Here is a 20,690-nt window from a genome sequence, read left to right as displayed (position 1 = left end):
GGATCAGTTGGCTGGAAGGGATGAGGCGCCGAGGGACCGGCGGTGCCGGTCGATCAGCGTGACGATCGCCGCCACCGAACGGAAGTCGTCCGGGGTGACGTCGAGTTCGTCGAAGGGAACGTCGTAGCGGTTGCCGAGCCAGGCGATGAGGCGCAGCAACTGAAGGCTGGACACCACGCCGTTGCGCAGCAGGTCGTAGGAGTCCTCCAGCTCCTCGGGAGGGGTACCGGGCAGGTACTCGTCCACGATGTGCTGGGTGACCTCTTGGTTCAGACTCATGTCACGTGCTCCTGGAGACGGCGACGGTCCACCTTTCCGGTCGGCCCCACGGGCAGCGGACCGGCCACGAGATGGAAGCGGCTGGGAATCGCCACCCGGTTCAGCCGGGCGGCGCAGAGGGTGCGCAACTGGAGGCCGGTCACCTCGTCGCCGCTGGGGCGCACGAAGGCGTGCAGGGCCACGCCCGCGTCCGGGTCGGGGAGGGCGACGACCGCCGCCTCGGCGACCTCGGGGCGGTCGGTGAGGACCCGCTCGACCTCCTCCACGTTGACGCGGACGCCGCGCACCTTGACCTGGAAGTCGGTCCGGCCGACCAGCCGGAGCCGCCCGTCCGCGCCACGCTCGACGAGGTCGCCGGTCCGGTACCAGGTACGGCCGTACCGCCGCGGGAACCGGTCGAGGGCCGCGGGTTCGGCGAGGTATCCGGGCGTCTGGAACGGCGTGGAGACGAGGAGTTCACCGCTGCCCGGCCCGGTGATCTCGCGCTCGCCGTCGTGTACGGCGACCAGGGTGCCCTGGACCGGCTCGCCCAGCGGCAGCACGTCCTCGCCCGCCGCCTCGGCGGGGGCGCAGCTGTGGACCATGCTGTCGTTGGTCTCCGTGCAGCCGTAGACGTTGTGCAGCCGGGCGTTCGGGAACAGCTCCGGCAGCCTCCGGCGCACCTGCCGGGGCACGTGGTCGCCGGTCAGCAGCACATGCCGGACACCGTCGGCGCCCAGGCGCGGGCCGGTCTCGGCGAGCAGCCGGAACAGCAGCGGCACACCCTGGACGACGTGCGGCCGGCCGAGGCGCACCCAGCGGGCCAGATACGCGGGCTCGGCGGCCCGCGCGGGGTCCACCAGGAGCACCCGGCCGCCGTGGCGCAGGGTGGCCCAGATGTCCAGCAGGCACAGGTCGAAGTTGAGCGGCGCGTAGTTGAGCACCCGGCTGTCCCCGTCCAGGCCGAGGAACCCGCCCGCCCACGCGGTGAAGGCGTCGAGCGCACCGGCGGTCAGCGGGACCAGCTTGGGGACTCCGGTGGAGCCGGAGGTGGTGAGGACGAGACGGGTGCCCTCGGGCACCGCCGCGGCGGACCGCGACCCGTCCGGCAGGGTCGTCCAGACGAGCCGGCCCCCCTCCACGGTGGCCAGCGCCTGGGCTCCGGCGCGCTCGGCCAGCGTCGCCGTGGTGTCCCCGCCGAGGTCGGGGGAGAGCAGCAGCAGGGGGCGGCCGGCCGACAGACAGGCCAGGGTCAGGGCGATCGAGGCGGGCGTCTTGGCGGCCACCAGGGCGAGGGGGCGGTCCTCGGCGAAGGCGGCGCCGAGAGAGCGCCCGGTGCGTTCGGCCAGCGCGGCCAGCTCCCCGTAGCTGACGTCCGTGTCCTCGCCGGGCATTCCGGCCAGCGCCACCGCGCCGGGGCGCAGCCGGGCGATGGCGAGGATGTCGCTCGCGAGTGTTCCCGGCACGTGTCCCCCGTTCGTCGGTCTGCGATGCGGTGACGGTCGTATTCGGCCATCGGCCATCGGCCCTCGGTCACCGCCGCCGAGGAGTCTGCGGCCCCGCCCCGCGCCGCGTCTTCGGTCCGACGGCGGGGCCGCACCTGTACTCCGGGCCGGGTCGCCGCGGCCGCGAGCTGGACCTGGAACCGAAGACGGCGCACCGGCGGGCGCGCAGACTGCGGACGGGTGCGTCGAGAAGGGAGATATTGCCCTGTGACCCCCCTCACGGCCGGAGAATCTTCCGCCGAGGACCCTTCAGACGCGTAACCTTGCTGCGCCGAACCGCCTTTGAAGGACGGAGAAATCCCATGCCCACTCTGGCCCCCGGTGCGCCCCTGGCGACGGGCGACCGCCGTGGACCGCTGCTCGTCGGCATCGTCAACATCACGGCGGACTCGTTCTCCGACGGCGGCCGCTACCTGGACGCCGAGGCGGCCGTGCGGCAGGCGCTGCGGCTGCGGGCGGCGGGGGCGGACATCGTCGAACTCGGGCCCGCCGTGAGCAATCCGGACTCCGCCCGCGTGCCGGCCGAGGAGGAGTGCGCGCGCCTGGCACCCGTCCTCGACCGCCTGGCCGCCGAGCACATCCCGTGCTCGGTCGACTCCTTCCTGCCCGAGACCCAGGACTTCGCCCTCGCCCGCGGCGTCTCCTACCTGAACGACATCCAGGGCTTCCCCCACCCGGAGAGCTACGGCCGGCTGGCGGCGGCGCGCTGCGGGCTCGTGGTCATGCACTCGGTGCAGCGCCTCGGGCCCGCCACCCGGGTGCCGACGGATCCGGCCGAAGTCTGGGACGGCATCCTGGGGTTCTTCGCCGAGCGGCTGGCCGCCCTGCGGGACGCGGGGATCGACCGGGACCGGCTCGTCGTGGACCCGGGGCTCGGCTACTTCCTCGGCAGCAACCCCGAGACGTCCTTCGCCGTGCTCGGCGCGGTGCGGTCGCTGAAGGAGGAGTTCGGACTGCCGGTCATGATCTCGGCCTCGCGGAAGTCGTTCCTGCGCTCCGTGACCGGCCGCGAGATCGCCGAGAGCGGGCCCGCGACCCTGGCCGCCGAGATCCACGCGGCCCTCGACGGCGCGGACTACATCCGCACCCACGACATCGGCGCGCTGCACGACGCCCTGACCGTCCTGCGCGCGGTCACCGAACAGGCCGCGGTGCTGTCCGCGCGATGAGCACCCGGGGACAGGCACAGATGACGCGCACGCTCCTCATCGACAACTACGACTCCTTCACCTACAACCTCCACCAGCTGCTGACGGAGGTGAACGGACGGGAGCCGGTGGTCGTCCGCAACGACGCCGACTGGTCCGCGCTGGACCCACGGGACTTCGACAACGTCGTGATCTCCCCCGGGCCGGGCCGGCCGGAACGGCACCAGGACTTCGGCATCGGCACCCGGGCGCTCCTGGACTGGGACCTGCCGGTCCTCGGGGTGTGCCTGGGCCACCAGGGCATCTGCCACCTCCTGGGCGCGCGGGTGCGGCACGCGCCCGAACCCCGGCACGGCCGCCTCTCCCCGGTCACCCACACGGGCCGCGACCTCTTCGCCGGACTGCCCTCGCCCTTCGACGTGGTGCGCTACCACTCGCTCGCCGTCACCGACCTGCCCGAGGAACTGGAGGCGCTGGCCTGGTCCGAGGACGGCGTGCTGATGGGGGTCCGCCATCGCCACAGGCCGCTGTGGGGAGTCCAGTTCCATCCGGAGTCCGTCAGCACGGAGTACGGCCACGAACTGCTCGCCAACTTCCGTGATCTCACGCACGCCTGGCGCGGCCGCGCGCCCGGCCCGGCGGCGGACACCGACCCGCCGTACCGGCTGCACGTCCGCCGGCTTCCCTGGGCGCCGGATCCGGAGGCCGCCTACACCGCGCTCTTCGCCGCCGCCCGGCACGGCTTCTGGCTGGACAGCGGCAGCGCGCCGCGGCAGGGCCGCTTCTCCCTCATGGGCGACGGCGCCGGTCCGCTCGGCGAGTACGCCACCTACCGGGCGGCGGAACGACTCGTCCGGGTGGAGCCGGGCGGGCGGACGGTCCCGGGCACCTTCCTGGACTACCTCGACGCCGAACTGGCGGCCCGCCGCGTCGACGGCGGCGACGACCTTCCCTTCGGGTTCCGGCTCGGGTACGTCGGCTACCTCGGTTACGAACTCAAGGGCGACCTCGGGGCGTTCACCACGCACACCGCCGAAACCCCCGACGCCGCCGTGGTCTTCGCCGACCGCGCGCTGGTGATCGACCACGCCGAGCACGCCTGTTACCTGCTCCGGCTCAGCCGTCACCGGGACGACGCGGAGGTCGCCGCGTGGCTGGAGTCGGCCGGTGAACGACTGCGTACGCTGCCCCGAACTCCTCTGTCCGTCACGGAACTCGGACCGGTCGACGTGCCACCCGCACGGGTCGAGCTGCGGCACGGCAAGGACGCGTACCTCCGCATGGTCGGGGAGTGCCTGGAGGAGCTGCGCCAGGGCGAGTCGTACGAGATCTGCCTGTCGAACACGGCGGTCGCCGACATCGACATCGACCCGCTGACCACCTACTCCCTCCTCAGACGCGTCAGCCCGGTGCCCTACGGGGCGCTGCTCGACTTCCCGGGCGTGGCCGTGCTCAGCGCCTCCCCGGAGCAGTTCCTGACCGTCGTTCCCGACGGAGCCGTCACCTCGAAGCCGATCAAGGGCACGCGGCCGCGCGGCGCCACCGGGGCGGAGGACGCGCGGCTGCGGGACTCCCTGTCCGGCAGCGAGAAGGACCGGGCCGAGAACCTGATGATCGTGGACCTCGTCCGCAACGACCTCAACGTCGTCTGCCGGCCCGGCTCGGTCCAGGTGCCGGTGCTGTGCGGGGTGGAGACCTTCCCGCAGGTCCACCATCTCGTCTCCACCGTCCGCGGCACCCTGCGCGAGGGCCGGTCGGCGGTCGACTGCGTACGGGCGGCCTTTCCCCCCGGCTCCATGACCGGCGCGCCCAAACTGCGCACCATGGAGATCATCGACCGCCTCGAACAGGGCCCGCGCGGCGTGTACTCGGGGGCGATCGGCTGGTTCTCCCTCGGCGGCGGCTGCGAACTCAGCGTCGTCAACCGCACCATCGTGGCCACGCCCGGGTCCGTCCGCTACGGCGTCGGCGGCGCCGTCATCGCCCTGTCGGACCCGGTGGAGGAGTTCGACGAGACGCTGGTGAAGGCCCGCGCGATGGCGACCGCGCTCGCGCTGAGCCGGCCGCGACCGCGCCGGGTCCTGACCCCCATGTGCGGGAAGTAGGGCGCGCGGCGGGCGGTGTTCCCTTACCGCCGCGGGTCTCAACTCCGCGCCGGCGCCCGGCCGGTCAGCAGGTCACCGACGGCGGCGATCCCCTCGGCGACGGCGCGTTCGCCGACATTGCCGAAGCCGAGCACGAGCCGAGGCGGCGTGAGGGCCCGCGAGGTGCGGCAGGTGCTCATCCCGTACAGGCCGACCGACCGGGCGCGGGCGGCGGTGACGAGAACCCGTTCGTCCACCGTCTCCCGCAGATGGGCCACGGCGTGGAAGCCGGCGGCGAGGCCGGTCACGACGACACCGGGGGCGTGCTCCGCGAGCGCGCCCAGCAGCGCGGTGCGCCGTGCCGCGTAAGTCGACCGCATCCGGCGCAGATGCCGGTCGAAGCGGCCCGACTCGATCAGCCTGGCGAGGGCCAGTTGGTCGAGGGCCGGCGAGCCGCGGTCGCTGATGTGCTTGACGGACACGAGGGTCTCCGCGAGCGCCGGCGGACACAGCAACCAGCCGATGCGCAGCGCCGGCGCCAGGGACTTGCTGACGGTGCTTATGGAGACGACCCGGTCCGGCGCGAGACCCTGGAGGGCGCCGACGGGCTCACGGTCGTAGCGGAACTCGGCGTCGTAGTCGTCCTCGATGACCACCCCGTCCCGCGTGGCCGCCCAGGCGATCAGGGCGAGCCGCCGCTCGGGGCCGAGCACCACGCCGGTCGGCCACTGGTGCGCCGGAGTGACGACGACCGCCCGCGCGCCGGTGGCCGTCAACGCCCGTACGTCTATGCCCTGTTCGTCCACCGGCACCGGAACCGCCTCCAGGCCCGCCGCGGCCGCCGCCGCCCGGACGGAGGCGGGTGAGCCGGGATCCTCGTAGGCGACGCGCCGCACCCCGTCGCGGGCGAGGGCGCCCAGGGTCAGGGACAGACCTTGCGCGTATCCCGAGCAGATGACGGTGTGTTCGGGGTCGGCCGCGGCCGCGCGTATCCGGCGCGCGTACCCGGCGACCACCTCGCGCAGTACCGCGCTGCCCCGGGGGTCGCCGTAGTCCAGCTCGGACACCGGCATCCCGCGCGCCGCCTCCCGCACCGCCCACAGCCAGTCGGACAGCGGGAAGGAGCCCAGGTCGGGTACCCCCCAGCGGAAATCGGCCAGCAGCGGCGGCCTTCCGGCGGGGCGGCCCGGCGCCGGGGGCGCGGACGGCGGGCGCGCACCCGCGGCGACCCGGGTGCCCGAGCCCACGCGCGCCACCAGGTAGCCCTCGGCGAGCAGTTGGGCGTAGGCATCCTGGACCAGCCCTCTGGACAGCCCGAGAGCGCCCGCGAGTTCACGCGAGGGCGGCAGCCGCTCGCCCACCCGCAGCCGGCCGGTGCGGATCGCCTCCCGCACCTGGCGTTCGAGCTGGGACCGCAGGGGCTCGTCGCGGTCACGGTCGATCGCGACGAGCAGGTCCGACGACGCATTGGACCACTCGGAGGACATGGAATTGGAGCTTACCGGTGAGCTGATCGCGCCCTAGAGTGCGGCCATGACCACCACTGAGCCGCGGAAGCCGTCGTCGTCCACGACACCGCCCGCGGACCGGCCGCCGCTGGTGAGCCGTCCGCTGCTGCTCCGCTTCGTGAGCATGTTCGGCGCCTCGGCGAGCTTCTACCTGCTGCTGTCGGTCGTCCCGCTCTACGCCAGGCACTCCGGGGCCGGCGGCAACGGCGCCGGGGCGACCACGGGCGCCCTGATGCTGGCCACGGTCGCCGGCGAGTTCATGGCACCCCGGTTCATCGAACGCTTCGGACACCGGGGCACCCTGGGCGCGGGGCTGCTGCTGATGGGCGCGCCGGCGCTGGTGCTGACGATGTTCTCCGGCGTTGCCTGGATCACGGTGGTCTGCCTGCTGCGCGGCGTCGGCTTCGCCCTGACGGTCGTCGCGGGCGGGGCGCTGACCGCCTCGTTCATTCCTTCCGAACGCCGCGGCGAGGGGCTGGCGTTGGTCGGCGTCGTCTCCGGCGTGCCCTCGCTGCTGGGGCTGCCCCTCGGCGTCTGGCTGGTCTCCGAGGTGGGCTATGCGCCGGTGGGCGTGGCCGCCGGTGTGTGCGCGCTGGCCCCGATCCTGTCGGTCCCCGGACTGCCCGAGAAGGAGTACATCGCCGGACGGCGGATCGGGATCCTCGACGGCATCCGTGACCGCGCGATTTCCCGGCCCGCCCTCCTGTTCGCGGTCACCGCGCTGGCCGCCGGGATCGTGGTGACCTTCCTGCCGCTCGCCGTTCCCTCGGCGTCCGCGGGACTGGTGGCGGTGGCCCTGTTCGTGCAGCCCGCGGGGGCGGCCGTGGCGCGCGTGGTGGCCGGGCGCCTGGGCGACCGCAAGGGCTCGTCGCGGCTGGTCCTGCCGGGGCTCGCGGTGTCCGCCGTGGGCATGTTCGTCACCGCGTACACCCACAGTGCCGTCGCGGTCGTCATCGGCGTCGCCGTCTTCGGCATCGGCTTCGGCATCACCCAGAACTCCACGATCGCCCTGATGTACTCCCGGGTCCCCGCCTCCGGCTACGGCACCGTGAGCGCCCTGTGGAACATCGCGTACGACGCCGGCATGGGCGTCGGTGCGATCTGCTTCGGCGTGCTCGCCCAACAGGTCGGCTACCCCTGGGGATTCGTCTGCACCGGCGCGCTCATCGTCCTCGCCCTGCCCTCGGCATGGCGGGACCGGCCCACCGAGCGGGACCGAACGGCGCAGGCGCCCGCGGCGTGACGCCGCCCGGCTCGGCGAGGAGAGCCCGCCCAGCCTGCCGCGCTCATCGCCAGCCACCTTAGACTCGCTCCACGGTGTCGGCGGCTGGAAGGGAACGTGGCCTGTGCGTACGTACGACAACCCTGTGATCAGCGGGTTCCATCCGGATCCCAGCGTGTGCCGCGTCGGTGACGACTACTACCTGGTGTGCTCGAGCTTCGAGTACTTCCCCGGACTGCCGCTCTTCCACAGCAAGGACCTCGTGCACTGGGAGCAGATCGGCAACGTGCTCGACCGGCCCGGGCAACTGCCGCTGCCGCTCCCCGGCGCCAAGGCGTCCGGCGGCCTCTACGCCCCCACGATCCGTCACCACGACGGCCGTTACTGGGTCATCAACACCAATATCGACGGCGGCGGCAACTTCGTCGTCTCGGCCGAGCGGCCCGAGGGGCCGTGGAGCGACCCGGTGTGGATCGACCTGACCGGCATCGACCCCGACCTGGCGTGGGAGGAGGACGGCACCTGCTGGTGCGCCTTCTCCGGGCCCGAGGGCGGCATCAACATGGCCAGGATCGACCCGGTCGAGGGAAAGGTGCTGGAGGGGCCCTTCGCCACGTGGTCGGGCAGCGGCCTCAAGTTCCCCGAGGCGCCGCACCTCTACCGCATCGGCGACTGGTGGTACCTGCTGATAGCGGAAGGCGGCACCGAACGCGGCCACAGCGTCTCCATCGCCCGCGGCCGCTCACCGCGCGGCCCCTGGGAAGGAGCGCCCGCCAACCCCCTGCTGTCCCACAGCGGCACCGCCCGCTCCATCCAGAACACCGGCCACGCCGACCTGGTGCAGGCACCCGACGGCAGCTGGTGGATGGTGCTGCTCGGCGTGCGGCCCCGCGGCTTCACGCCCGACGTGCACGTGCTCGGCCGCGAGACGTTCCTGACGCCCGTGGAGTGGGACGAGGACGGCTGGCCCGTCGTCGCACCCGTTCCCGAGAGCCACGCGGCCCCGGGCGGTGCCTGGCATCCCGTTCCCGGCCTGCCCGCCCGCGACGACTTCGACGAGCCCGTCCTCGCGCCGCACTGGATCTCGCCGTTCACCCGTCCGGAGGGCTCCTGGTCGCTCACCGAGCGCCCCGGCCGGCTGGTGCTCAGGGCCACCGGCGCCACCCTCGACAGCCCCGGATACACCTTCGTCGGCCGCCGCCAGCAGCACCACGACTGCCGCGTCACCGTCGTCATCGACCCGGGCACGGGACGCGGCGGCCTCGGCGTGCGCCTGGACGAGGCCCACCACTACGAACTGGAGGTCGGGAACGGAGAGGCCGGCGTCGTCGCCCGGATCGGGCCGCTGCGCCAGACCGTGGCCCGACGGCCGATCCCGTCCGGGCCGCTGACCCTCACCGTCGCGATCCGGACGTCCGGCCTGGTGCCCGCGTCACCCGAACTCACCGACGGCGGCACCACCGGCCCGGACACCCTCGCCTTCTGGCTCGGGGAACCGGACGCCCCGGACGCCCAGCTGCTCGCCGAACTGGACGGGCGCTACCTGTCCACCGAGGTCGCCTGCGGCTTCACCGGGCGTGTCATCGGCATGTACGCCACCGAGGGCACGGTCGCCTTCGACTGGTTCGAGTACGCCCCGTCCTCGCCGTCCTCCGCCTGACGCCGACGCGGGTTCTCGACCCGCCATCCTGGAAGGCTTCCTGGCTGGATAGCCTTTCCTCATGTCTCCCCGACCCGTCGGATCCCGCCCGACCTTGGCGTTGGTCGCCGAAACCGCTGGTACGAGCGTGCCCACCGTGTCCAAAGTGCTGCGAGGCGGAACCGACGTCTCGGCCGAGACGCGCGCGAAGGTCATGGACGCCGTGCGAGCCGTCGGCTACACCCGGCCGGGCGGAACCAAGATCGACGGTGCGGGGGACGAGAGCGGCCTGTCCAACGTGCTCACCCTCGTGGTCACCCACTTCGAGGGATCATGGGCGAACCTGGTGACAGCCGGGGTCGGGCGCGAGGCGGCGACAGCGGGACTGGACGTCGTGATGACACTCGCCGAGCCGCACGGCGACTGGGTGTCGCGGGTCTTGCGGAGGCGCACCGTCGGCACCATCGGGGCGCTGGTCGATCCCAACTCCGCACAGTTCAACGCGCTTTCCGCGGCAGGCGTCCCCATGGTGCTGATCGACCCGATGAGCACACCGCCGTCAGGGGCGGCGAGTATCGGCGTGGCCAACTGGGACGGCGGCCGCATGGCCGCCGAGCACCTGCTGTCTTTCGGCCATGTGCGGATGGGGGTGGTCGCCGGCCATGCCCGGCATCTCTTCAGCCGAGCGCGCGTCGACGGTTTCCGTGCGGCAGCCGACACGGCGTCCTCCGGCGAGGCCACGGTCTCCGTGGTCCACGGCGGATGGAACCGTGACAAGGCGGCGGCCGCCACCCACACCCTGCTCGACCGGGACCCGGGCATCACGGGCATCTTCGCCTGCTCGGACCCCATGGCGCTCGGTATCTACGACGCGCTGAACGCTCGGGGCCTGCGCATTCCCGAGGATGTCAGCGTCATCGGCTTCGACGACCTGCCCGAGGCGTACTGCGTCAGCCCCGGGCTGACGACCGTCCGACAGCCCACCACCGAACTGGGTGCCGCGGCGGTCAGGCTGCTGATCGACCTGTCCCGCAGCGAGGACGGCGGCCCCCGACGCCCCGCCCGCATGGAGCTGGCCACCGAACTGGTCGTCCGCGCCTCCAGCGGCCCGGCCCCGGCGACCGCGGCACTGCGCCGATGACGCGGGCAGGCGGGTTCCGGCCAGTCGTGGTACCGGTCCGAGCCCGGCCAGGCGCTCGGACCGGTCAGCGATGACCGTGGATCGTGCGGGTCAGCGCTGCAGGGTGAGGACACCCGGCCGCCACGGCAGTTGGTCGTAACTGCCGGTCGCGGTGGGAGACTTGCCCTGGTAGAGGAACTGCAGGTTGCATGGGTCGATGGTCATGGTCTGGTCGGGATTGTTGCGGACCAGGTCACCGTGGCTGATGTCGTTGGTCCAACTGGCACCGCTGTTCGCCTTGCCCGCGAAGGGGTTGCTCTCGCTGGCGGCCTGCGGGGTCCACGAACCGCTGAGGCTGGAGGCCGTGAACGAGCGGAAGTAGCGCCCGTTCGAACCCATCGCCTCGACGATCATGAGGTACTGGTTCTGGCCCTGAACCTTGTAGACCTGCGGCGCCTCGAACAGGTTGTTCGTCGAGTCGCTCATGACCGTCGTGTACGACGAGCCGAAGCTGCCCGGGAAGTTGCCGATCGGCATGCTCGCCCGGTAGATGTTGCCGTTGTCGCCGGCGAAGAACAGGTACATGTTCTGGCCGTCAGCGATCAGGGTCTGGTCGATCGGGCCGGTGCTGGAGCCGGAGATGCTGCCGGTGAACAGCGGCTGCGGCGAGGACCAGCCGTTGGGGTTGGTGGGGTCGCTCGACGTGCGGTACATGAAGGGCGACGGACCCCACTGGTACGCCAGCACCCAGATGTTCTTGGGCGCGAAGTAGAACAGCGTGGGCGCCACCGCGGCCTGGCTCATTCCGCTCTGGCCGGCCGACGCCATGTCCGACCAGTTGGTGAAGGAGCTGAACGCCATCGAGCCGTAGGACGATCCCGACACGTTCGACGCGTAGACCAGGTGCTTCCCGTTGTAGACCACGTTGGTGAAGTCCTTCAGCGAGACCCACCCGTTCGCCGGCTGCGCCAGCGCACCGGTCGACGACCACCGGTACGTCGACGGAAGAGCGCACGTGCCGTCCGTCGGCGGGGTCGACGTCCCGGACAGGCCGGTCCACTTCTGGTTGCTGCCGCCGTTGCACGTCCAGATCTCCACCGCCGTGCCGTTGGCCGTACCGGAGCCCGTGACGTCCAGGCACAGCCCGGACTCCACGCCGACGACCGTGCCGTCGGAGTTCACCCGCCACTGCTGGTTCGCGGCCCCGGAACAGGTCCAGATCTGCACCCGGGTACCGGCCGTGGTGGCGTGGTTCGGAACGTCCAGGCACTTGTTGCCGTACACGGTGAGCTGGTTGCTGTCCGTCAACGTCCACTGCTGGTTGGTTCCGCCCCAGCAGTCGTAGATCTGCAGGGACGTGCCGTCGGTCTGGTCGGCGTTGGGTACATCGAGACACCGGCCGGAACCAACACCGCGTAAGGCGCCGGTGGTGGCCGCCTGCGCCGGGGCGGCGACGAGCATCGCCGCCAGCGCGACCAGGGCCGCGACGGCGGCGAGCACCACAGACGGATACCTGTGGCTGAAACTTCGTCTGCGCATGGGGACTTCCTCATCCTCGGGTAAGGGGTTCCGCTCGGCCATGTCCTCCTGGGCGAGCGGAGCAGGCCTGGCACGGTGTTCGTGATGTCGGACAAGGGCCGAAGCGTTGAGCACTGGATGATAGGGAACCAGTGATCGGCGTCAATACTTCTCGCATGATTCGCGAGTGATACCAAAACATTCGCGGGGACTTTATGGGCGAAACGTCGCGCTTCAAGCCGAACGAATGGCTGGTCGGGGCGGATGGAGGCCCCATGGCGGCCCTGGAGCGCGGACGGACCTGCGGAGGCCGTTGAGGTGGTCGGTCGCCCCTACGGTCCCCGGGCACCCTGCTTTCCGAACGGCCTCCGAAATTTCGGGCATCGGTCAGGAAGGCGTGGACGGGGCGAAGCGACTGTCGGCGGCGTACACCGCAGGGCCGAGATGACGCGGCCGGCCGGGCGGGGCGAATCACCATCGGTCGACGCTCGGCGGGTCGGCGACGGCCGGCTGTCGAGAACGCCCGGTCGGAAACGGCCTCCCGCTCGCGGGAGGCGGTGATGTCGACCCGCTCCGGCCCGGTCGGCGTGAGCTGTCGAAATGTTTCGGTTGCCGCCCCTGACCAGCCGCTCGCAAGTTTCGGGAAATTTTCGAAAACAAGCCATTGACTGCCGCTCCGCGCCGAACCCATACTCACGTGCAATTGAAACGCCCCGTAACGCAGGCGACTTCGTGCGATGTGCCCAGCCTCCCCGCTGCCATGGCCTGTCAGCCGCCTGAACGCACCGGCAGTGTGTACGAGACTCCCGGTGCCCCGAGCATTATTTTGCGCAAACTAACCGCACGCATTGTGCCTATGACGATGGATCAGGGAGCTTCCACGATGACGAGGAAGATACGCAGCGCGACTGCTGTCGCGATCGGCTTGGGCATCGCGCTCGTCGCCACCGGCTGTGCCGGCGGCGACACCGGCGGCAGCGGCGGTTCGTCCGACGGCAAGGTCGCGCTGACCTTCTGGGAGAACGCGCAGCCCGGGCCCGGTGAGGAGTACTTCAAGGCCGCCGTGAAGGAGTACCACTCGCTGCACCCGAACGTCACGATCAAGATGCAGGCGATCCAGAACGAGGACTTCGACGGCAAGCTGCAGACCGCGCTCAACTCGAACTCCGCGCCGGACATCTTCCTCCAGCGCGGCGGCGGCAAGATGCAGGCCATGGTCGACGCCGGCCAGGTCCAGCCTCTGAACCTCACGGCCACGGACAAGGCGAACGCGGGCGAGGCGGCGCTCGCGGGCAACTCGATCGACGGCAAGGTCTACGCGATGCCGACCGACACGCAGCCCGAGGGCATCTACTACAGCAAGGACCTGTTCAAGAGGGCAGGCATCACCTCGCCGCCGACCACGATGGACGAACTCGAGACCGATGTCGCGAAACTGAAGAAGATCAACGTCGCGCCGATCGCCGTCGGTGCCAAGGACGCCTGGCCCGCCGCGCACTGGTACTACAATTTCGCCCTGCGCGAGTGCAGCCAGGACACCATGACGAAGGCCGGCAAGGAGCTCAAGTTCACCGACCCGTGCTGGACCAAGGCCGGCGACGACCTGGCTTCGTTCCTGAAGGTCGAGCCCTTCCAGAAGGGGTTCCTGACCGTCACGTCGCAGCAGGGCGCCGGGTCGTCGGCGGGCATGGTCGCGAACCACAGGGCGGCCATGGAACTGATGGGCAACTGGCAACCCGGCGTGTACTCCACCTTGACTCCGAACAAGAAGCAGCTCCCCGACCTGGGCTGGTTCCCCTTCCCGGCCGTGCCCGGTGGCCAGGGAGCCCCGACCGCCATCATGGGCAACGGCGGCGGATACTCGCTGTCCAAGAACGCGCCGAAGGAAGCCCTGGGCTTTCTCGAGTTCCTGGTGACCAAGGACCAGCAGGAGGCCTACGCCAAGGCGTTCTTCACGATCCCGGTGAACAAGCAGGCCCAGGAGGTCGTCACCGACTCCTACAACGTCTCGGCACTGCAGGCCTTCAACAAGGCCCCCTACTCCATGCAGTTCCTGGACACCATGTACGGCCAGAACGTCGGCAACGCCATGAACACCGCCGTCGTGAACCTGATGGCCGGCAAGGGCAGTGCCGCCGACATCGTCAAGGACACCGACGCCGCTGCCGCGAAGGGCTGAGGAAGCAGACGATGCGCAACACCCTGGGTGCTGACACGGCCACCGGCCGCCGGTCGCAGGGCACGCCTGGAGCCGGGGACGCGGCCGAGTCCGGGTCCACGGCTCCGCCGCGAGCGGCCGCGCGCCGCCGCGGCCGTGCCAGGGCGCGGCTCGAGATCGCGGTCCTGTCAGGGCCGGCGATCATCATGTTCCTGACGTTCGTGATCTTCCCGGTGGCACTCGCCGCTTTCTACGGCTTCTACCGGTGGAAGGGATACGGGGCGCCCACCGACTGGGTCGGCCTGGGCAACTACAAACTGATCCTCACCGACCCCGCGTTCCAGCAGGTTCTGTGGCACACCTTCCTGATCCTGGTGCTTTCCCTGGTCATCCAGGCTCCGGTGGCGATCGCCCTGGCGCTCCTGCTCAACCAGAAGATCCGTGGCCGCTCGGTCATCCGCGTCCTGATCTTCGTGCCCTACGTCGTCTCCGAGGTCATCGTCGGCACCGGCTGGAGCCTGATGCTCCAGACGAACGGAGCCCTCAACGACCTCCTGCGACACATCGGACTGGGCTCCCTGCAGGCCGACTGGCTCTCCGATCCGAAGCTGGCCATCTGGACGCTGATGGGCATCATCTCGTGGAAGTACGCCGGCTTCGCGGTGATTCTGATGCTCGCGGGCCTGCAGTCGATACCCGACGAGCTTTTCGAGGCCGCCCAGATCGACGGCGCCTCCTACTGGCAGATCCAGCGCCGCATCACACTGCCGCTGCTGGGACCGACGATCCGCATCTGGGCCTTCCTGTCGATCATCGGCTCACTGCAACTGTTCGACCTCGTCTACATCATCTGGGGTCCGTACATCTCGGCCACCGCGGGCACCTCCACCATGGCGATCTACATGGTCGCCCAGGGCCGCAACGCGGGCAACTACGGCTACGGCAGCGCCATCGCGGTCGTGATGTTCCTGATCTCGCTCGTCGTCGCGCTGGTCTACCAGCGCTTCGTCCTGCGCCGAGACCTCCGGGGCGCCGTCACCGAAGGAGCCGCCTGATGAGCGCGACAACCGCCAACTCCTGGCGTTCCTCCGACGCGGACCCGAAGACGCCCGTCCACCGCCGCGACAAGCGTGGCAGGCCGCAGAAGTGGGGGAGTCCTTTCACCTACTTCGTCGCGCTGCTCTTCATCGGGGTCTGCGTCGCACCGGTGCTCTACATGGTGCTCGGCGGATTCCGCACCAACGCGCACATCACCACACACCCGGCCGCCCTGCCGGACCCCTGGGTACTCGGCAACTACGCCGACGTCCTGACGTCGAGGAGGTTCTGGGGCGAATTCGCCAACTCCGTCATCGTCGCGCTGGTGAGCACCGCCGGCATCGTCGCCCTCGGCCTGATGGTGAGCTTCGTGATCGCGCGTTACGACTTCAAGCTCAAGGGCGCGATGTACTCCCTGTTCGCCGCCGGCCTGATGTTCCCGATGGTCATCGCGATCACCCCGCTGTACATCATCGTCAAGAACATCGGCCTCGTGGACAACCTGTTCGGCATCATCCTCCCGCAGATCGCGTTCGGCCTGCCGACGACCGTCATCATCCTGGTGCCGTTCCTCAGAGCCATTCCCCACGAGATCGAGGAGGCCGCCGCGATCGACGGTGCGAGCCGACTCGGATTCTTCTTCCGCATGGTGATCCCGTTGTCGTTGCCCGGCGTGGTGACCGTCGGCGTCCTCGCCTTCATCGGCAGCTGGAACAACTACGTCCTGCCCCTGTACATCCTCAACTCGGACGCGAACTACACCCTGCCGCTCGGCGTGCAGGCGTTCTCCTCGCAGTACTCCTCGGACACCGCGAAGGTCCTCGCGTTCACCTCACTCGCCATGCTGCCCGCACTGATCTTCTTCTCGATCTTCGAGAAGCGGATCGTCGGCGGTCTCACCGGCGCCGTGAAGGGCTGAAACCAGCACCAGGGTCCGCACCGGACCGTCTCACGCCTGCCCCTGCCGTACCTCCGGCAGGGGCAGGCCGCTGGCCGACGGCGTCACTCAGCCTCCGGCACACCCCGTGGAAAGGAACCCTGCCTTGCCCCGCGCCCACATCAAGCTCGACAGGCAGGCCGTTGTCGCTCCTGTCCGACGCCGCACCTTCGGCTCGTTCGTCGAGCACCTCGGCCGCTGCGTGTACACCGGGCTCTACGAGCCGGAACACCCGAGCGCGAACGATGAGGGGTTCCGCATGGACGTCGTCGAACTCGTCAGGGAACTCGGCAGCACGACCATCCGCTACCCGGGCGGCAACTTCGTCTCCGGCTTCCGCTGGGAGGACTCGGTCGGCCCGCGCGAGAAGCGCCCGGTGCGCCGCGACCTCGCCTGGCACTCGCTGGAGTCGAACCAGGTCGGTCTCGACGAGTTCGCCCGGTGGCTCAAGCTCACCGACTCCGAGCTGATGCTGGCCGTCAACGTCGCCACGCGAGGCATCCTGCCCGCTCTGGACCTGCTTGAGTACGCCAACCACCCGTCCGGCACGGCGCTGTCCGACTTGCGCGTCGCCAACGGCACGCCGGAGCCGCACAACGTACGCATGTGGTGCCTCGGCAACGAAATGGACGGACCGTGGCAGGCCGGTTTCATGACGGCGGACGACTACGGCAAGATCGCCGCCCGCACCGCCGCCGCGATGAAGATGGCCGACAAGGACCTCGAACTCGTCGTCTGCGGCTCCTCCGGGTCCGGCATGCCGACTTTCGGCGACTGGGAGCGCACGGTGCTCGAACACGCCTACGACCATGTCGACTACGTCTCGTGCCACGCGTACTACCAGGAGCACGACGGCGACCTCGGCTCCTTCCTCGCCTCCGCAGTCGACATGGACTACTTCATCGACACCGTCGTCGCGACCGCCGACCACGTGGGGCACAAGAAACGCTCGCACAGGAAGATCAACGTCTCCTTCGACGAGTGGAACGTCTGGTACCTCAAGGAACACCAGGAGTCCGAGGAGATCAACGACGAGTGGCGCCACGCCCCCCGGCAACTGGAGGACAAGTACACCGTGGCCGATGCCGTCGTCGTCGGCAACCTGCTGATGACGCTCCTCAGACGCAGCGACCGCGTCACCTCGGCATCGCTCGCGCAACTCGTCAACGTGATCGCGCCGATCATGACCGAGCCCGGTGGCCCGGCCTGGCGGCAGACCACCTTCTACCCGTTCTCGATCACGAGCCGGCTCGCCGCCGGCGAGGTGATCCGGCCCGTGATCGAGGCACCGACCTACGCCACGGCACGCCACGGCGAGGCATCCGTCATCGACGCCGTCGCGACCGTCGACGAGGACCGGGCCGCGGTCTTCCTCGTCAACCGCGATCTGAGGGAGGCCGCGCAGGTCACGGTCGACGTGCGCGGCCTCGGCTCGTCGTGCGTCGCCGAGGCGGTCACGCTCGCCGACTCCGACGTGTACGCGAAGAACACGCTCGCCGACCAGCACCGGGTGACCCCGTCCGCGAACACGAGCGCGGCCCTCTCCGAGGGCCTGCTCACCATCGAGCTGCCGCCGGTGTCGTGGACGGCGATCGCCCTCCGGTGAGCGATGAGATTTCTGATTTCTGGCGAAGCTCAGATAATGCGCAGAAATGAGCGGGATCCCGATTGCCCCGGAAGTCCTCCGGTCATACCCCCGATGAACAGGCGGCCCGACGAGGCTACGGGGGACCGGCATGAGGACACGGCGGCGGCGGTCCGGGACGGGGGAAGCCCATGCGGCGCCTGCCCCGACCCTGGCCGAGTACGACATCGCCTTCCTGGCGGGCGGGGTGCCGCGTGTGGCGGACAGCGCGGTGGTCGCGCTGTCCGCCCGCGGCCTGATCACCGTGCGCGCCGGACGCATCCGGGTGGTGCGCGGTGGCGCGCTGCCCGGTTGTCCCGTCGAGCGCGCGGTGGTGGAGTACTGCGGCGTCGGCAGCAGGAGCGTGGCCCAGGTGCGCGCGGCCGTCCAACGCGCGTCATGCACGCAGGAGTTGGCCCAACGGCTGGTCACGGCGGGCCTGGTGGGAAGTGCGCGGCACCGGGTCACCCGGGCCGGGAGGCGGCGGCTGAAGGAGGCGGAGCGGGCGGGAACCCTGCCGGACCATGTCTTCCGGGGCGCCGGCGTCTTCCCCGACGGACCCCTCCGTCGCACCATGGAGGCGGTGCCGCCGGCACCGTCGGGGCTCGGCCGGACACTGATTCGTCTCGGCAGGGCCCTGGACCGCGAGGACGACCACCATCACGGCACGGGCCACGGTCATGGCTCCGGTCACCATCACGATCACGGCGGCCACGGTCACCACACGGGCTCGGACTCGTCCTCCCACTCATGCGGCTTCGGCTGTGGCGGTGGTGGTTACTGAAGACGCCGCAGGTCCGCCCAGCACTTCGGCGCACTGACCGGGGTCCGCCTTGACACCGTTTTCCTCTCGGCTCCTCAGCCTGCGCGGCAGGTCGAGGAGGAGCACTGCCGATCCACCCGCCCGTCCCCGGCGCGATGCGCCGCACTCCGCACCGCAGCAAAGGAGTCTCCACCATGCGAATCGTCGTTCCCAGCCAGTCGACAGCTCAGCTCTCCGACGCCTGGCGGCACTGCGTCGGCACCGGCCGCCTCGACCTCGCGCTGCGGCGTGACTACCAGGAGTCGCTCGCCCTCGTCCAGAAGGAGATCGGTTTCCGGTACATCCGGGGGCACGGTCTGCTCAGTGACGGGATGGGCGTCCACCGGCCCTACGACCACGCCGGCGAGCGGCGCGTGCGCCACGCCTTCACCTACGTCGACCAAGTGGTGGACGCCTACCTGGAGATGGGCATCGCGCCCTTCCTCGAACTGGGCTTCATGCCGTCCGGGCTCGCCTCCGGCGACGACACGGTGTTCTGGTGGAAGGGCAACATCACTCCTCCTCGCGACGAGAGGGAGTGGGCGGACCTCGTCCGCGCCGTCATCGGGCACCTGGTCGACCGCTACGGCATCGACCAGGTGCGCCGGTGGCCTATCGAGGTGTGGAACGAGCCCAACCTGCCGATCTTCTGGGCCGCGGACCAGGCCGCCTACCAACGCCTCTACGAGGTGACCTCGCTGGCCGTCAAGGAGGTCGACGCCGAACTCCAGGTCGGTGGCCCCTCGTTGGCGCCGGGTTACGAGGACGGGTGGATCCAGCGCTTCGCCGAGTTCGTCGAGGCCCGCGACCTGCCGATCGACTTCGTGAGCCGCCACGCCTACAGCTCCGGACCCGAACAGCACGTGCCGTTCGGCACGCACCAGACACTCATGCCGGCCTCCGCGCTGCTCGAACAGTTCGGCGCCCCGCGGCGGCAGCTGGCGGGCACCAAGCTCGCGGACCTGCCGGTCCACATCACCGAGTTCAACTCCTCGTACCGGCCGGACAACCCGATCCACGACACCGCGTTCCACGCGGCGTACCTCGCGCCGGTGCTGGCCAACGGCGGCGACCTCGCGGACTCTTTCTCCTACTGGACGTTCAGCGACATGTTCGAGGAAGTGGGCATCCCCACCGCGCCGTTCCACGGCGGTTTCGGACTACTGACACATCGCCAGATCAAGAAGCCCACCTACCACCTCTACACGTTCATGGCCGACATGGGCGAGCAGGTGCTCGCCCGGGGCGAGGACCACCTGGTGACGCGGCACGACGACGGCCGCGTCACCGTGCTGGCTTGGGCGCCGGCCGACCGGACCGGTGGCGAGCCCGTCGACGGCCACACCGTCCGGCTGTCCCTGCCCGTCGGCGCCCCGGGCGCGCACGGCTCCGCCTTCGAGCGCCGCCGCTCCGTGAGCGAGGACGCCGGCAACCCCTGGGCCGCCTGGTGCGAGATGGGTCGGCCGCTCGCGCCCGGCAACCGCCAGCTCGACGCCCTGCGCGAGGCCGCCGAACCCGCCCGCTCCCACCGCGGCGTGCCCGTCGCCGACGGGCGCGCCGACGTGGACCTCGTCCTGGGCCGCAACGAGGTGACGATGCTGGAACTCACCCCGGTCGTCGACGAGACACCGGAGTGGTGGCGCGACAACCGGCTGTTCGGCCTCGGCACCGAGGACTCGGATGTCTAGAAGAAGGGGATCTGCCGGCATCACCAGGACCTCGACGCCGCGCCCGGCGGCAAGTCGGGTCGGGTGCAGTTCCACTGATCAGCTCTGGGCTGGTTTGGCCGACGCGGCGGCCAGGCTCGCGGCCGCTGAGTGAGTCCACTCGGGGTGAAATTCGCTCGCGCCCATGTGCCGCTTCTGATGTTGTGAGCGGCGCGGGGTAATCGGGGCCTTGAGGGGGCAGCTGTGACGGACGACGGATGCGTCTTCTGCGCAATAGCGAGAGGTAAGGCGGACGCCAGCATCGTCCATGAAGACGACTCGGTGTTCGCCTTCATGGATCTCCAGCCTGTCACTCCAGGCCACTTGCTGGTCATCCCCAAAGCGCACGCGGTGGGTCCCCGCCTCGCAGGTGACCCGTTCCGCATTTGATGCCGACTGGCGCGTAGAGGAGCGAGACCAGCT

At 70.4% G+C, this 20,690-nt stretch carries 16 protein-coding genes; 12 read left to right on the top strand and 4 right to left on the bottom strand.

From position 1 onward, the window contains the following. Positions 1-3: 3 nt before the first annotated feature. Together AB0927_RS34085 and AB0927_RS34080 are read right to left on the bottom strand one after the other, a co-directional pair. A complete protein-coding gene (locus AB0927_RS34085; RefSeq protein ID WP_366671677.1) occupies positions 4-279 on the bottom strand; it encodes an acyl carrier protein in 276 nt (91 codons plus the stop codon). Continuing rightward, entirely contained in the window at positions 276-1,724 is a 1,449-nt protein-coding gene (locus AB0927_RS34080) for an AMP-binding protein (RefSeq protein ID WP_366671676.1), read from the bottom strand. Before AB0927_RS34080 ends, AB0927_RS34085 begins: the two co-directional genes overlap by 4 nt. Before the next feature lie 341 nt (positions 1,725-2,065). On the opposite strand from AB0927_RS34080, the gene folP reads away from it, so the two are divergent. Next, on the top strand, positions 2,066-2,932 hold the full coding sequence (gene folP, locus AB0927_RS34075) for a dihydropteroate synthase (RefSeq protein WP_366671675.1): 867 nt from the start codon (positions 2,066-2,068) through the stop codon (positions 2,930-2,932). Between the two features lie 20 nt (positions 2,933-2,952). Next, positions 2,953-5,016 (top strand): aminodeoxychorismate synthase component I, encoded by a 2,064-nt coding sequence (gene pabB, locus AB0927_RS34070; protein ID WP_366671674.1) that lies wholly within the window; start codon positions 2,953-2,955, stop codon positions 5,014-5,016. Between the two features lie 38 nt (positions 5,017-5,054). Here pabB and AB0927_RS34065 read toward each other — a convergent pair whose 3' ends face one another. Beyond that, a complete protein-coding gene (locus tag AB0927_RS34065; protein WP_366671673.1) occupies positions 5,055-6,482 on the bottom strand; it encodes a PLP-dependent aminotransferase family protein in 1,428 nt (475 codons plus the stop codon). Between the two features lie 46 nt (positions 6,483-6,528). Here AB0927_RS34065 and AB0927_RS34060 point away from each other — a divergent pair, with 46 nt between their 5' ends. The 3 genes from AB0927_RS34060 to AB0927_RS34050 all read left to right on the top strand — a co-directional run bounded on the left by AB0927_RS34060 (position 6,529) and on the right by AB0927_RS34050 (position 10,505). Further along, positions 6,529-7,746 carry an MFS transporter gene (locus tag AB0927_RS34060; RefSeq protein WP_366671672.1) on the top strand — a complete coding sequence of 406 codons (1,218 nt, stop codon included), beginning with the start codon at positions 6,529-6,531 and terminating at the stop codon, positions 7,744-7,746. 103 nt (positions 7,747-7,849) lie between these two features. Continuing rightward, positions 7,850-9,385, top strand: coding sequence for a glycoside hydrolase family 43 protein (locus tag AB0927_RS34055; RefSeq protein ID WP_366671671.1), 1,536 nt, complete (start codon positions 7,850-7,852; stop codon positions 9,383-9,385). Positions 9,386-9,446: 61 nt separating this feature from the next. Then, positions 9,447-10,505: a LacI family DNA-binding transcriptional regulator gene (locus AB0927_RS34050; RefSeq protein ID WP_366671670.1), complete on the top strand. Its 1,059-nt coding sequence runs from the start codon at positions 9,447-9,449 to the stop codon at positions 10,503-10,505. A 90-nt stretch (positions 10,506-10,595) separates the two neighbouring features. Here AB0927_RS34050 and AB0927_RS34045 read toward each other — a convergent pair whose 3' ends face one another. Further along, positions 10,596-12,023, bottom strand: coding sequence for a non-reducing end alpha-L-arabinofuranosidase family hydrolase (locus tag AB0927_RS34045; RefSeq protein WP_366671669.1), 1,428 nt, complete (start codon positions 12,021-12,023; stop codon positions 10,596-10,598). Positions 12,024-12,885: 862 nt separating this feature from the next. Between AB0927_RS34045 and AB0927_RS34040 the strand changes: the two genes are divergently transcribed. The 7 genes from AB0927_RS34040 (at position 12,886) to AB0927_RS34010 (ending at position 20,657) form a co-directional block, all read left to right on the top strand. Continuing rightward, the gene (locus tag AB0927_RS34040; protein WP_366671668.1) at positions 12,886-14,181 is read left to right on the top strand and encodes an extracellular solute-binding protein; all 1,296 of its coding nucleotides are present in this window, start codon (positions 12,886-12,888) and stop codon (positions 14,179-14,181) included. 11 nt (positions 14,182-14,192) lie between these two features. Further along, positions 14,193-15,215, top strand: coding sequence for a sugar ABC transporter permease (locus AB0927_RS34035; protein WP_366671667.1), 1,023 nt, complete (start codon positions 14,193-14,195; stop codon positions 15,213-15,215). Next, positions 15,215-16,117, top strand: coding sequence for a carbohydrate ABC transporter permease (locus AB0927_RS34030; RefSeq protein WP_366671666.1), 903 nt, complete (start codon positions 15,215-15,217; stop codon positions 16,115-16,117). Before AB0927_RS34035 ends, AB0927_RS34030 begins: the two co-directional genes overlap by 1 nt. A 124-nt stretch (positions 16,118-16,241) precedes the next feature. Beyond that, entirely contained in the window at positions 16,242-17,741 is a 1,500-nt protein-coding gene (locus AB0927_RS34025) for an alpha-N-arabinofuranosidase (RefSeq protein WP_366671665.1), read from the top strand. Between the two features lie 130 nt (positions 17,742-17,871). Then, the gene (locus AB0927_RS34020; protein WP_366671664.1) at positions 17,872-18,543 is read left to right on the top strand and encodes a TIGR04222 domain-containing membrane protein; all 672 of its coding nucleotides are present in this window, start codon (positions 17,872-17,874) and stop codon (positions 18,541-18,543) included. A 173-nt stretch (positions 18,544-18,716) separates the two neighbouring features. After that, entirely contained in the window at positions 18,717-20,249 is a 1,533-nt protein-coding gene (locus AB0927_RS34015) for a xylan 1,4-beta-xylosidase (protein WP_366671663.1), read from the top strand. 222 nt (positions 20,250-20,471) lie between these two features. Then, positions 20,472-20,657 carry an HIT family protein gene (locus AB0927_RS34010; RefSeq protein ID WP_366671662.1) on the top strand — a complete coding sequence of 62 codons (186 nt, stop codon included), beginning with the start codon at positions 20,472-20,474 and terminating at the stop codon, positions 20,655-20,657. The last annotated feature ends 33 nt before the right edge of the window (positions 20,658-20,690 follow it).

Origin of the sequence: Streptomyces sp. NPDC048106 (assembly GCF_040706415.1) — a bacterium.
Taxonomy (GTDB): Bacteria; Actinomycetota; Actinomycetes; order Streptomycetales; family Streptomycetaceae; genus Streptomyces.
This window is presented reverse-complemented; position numbering and strand designations above follow the sequence as displayed.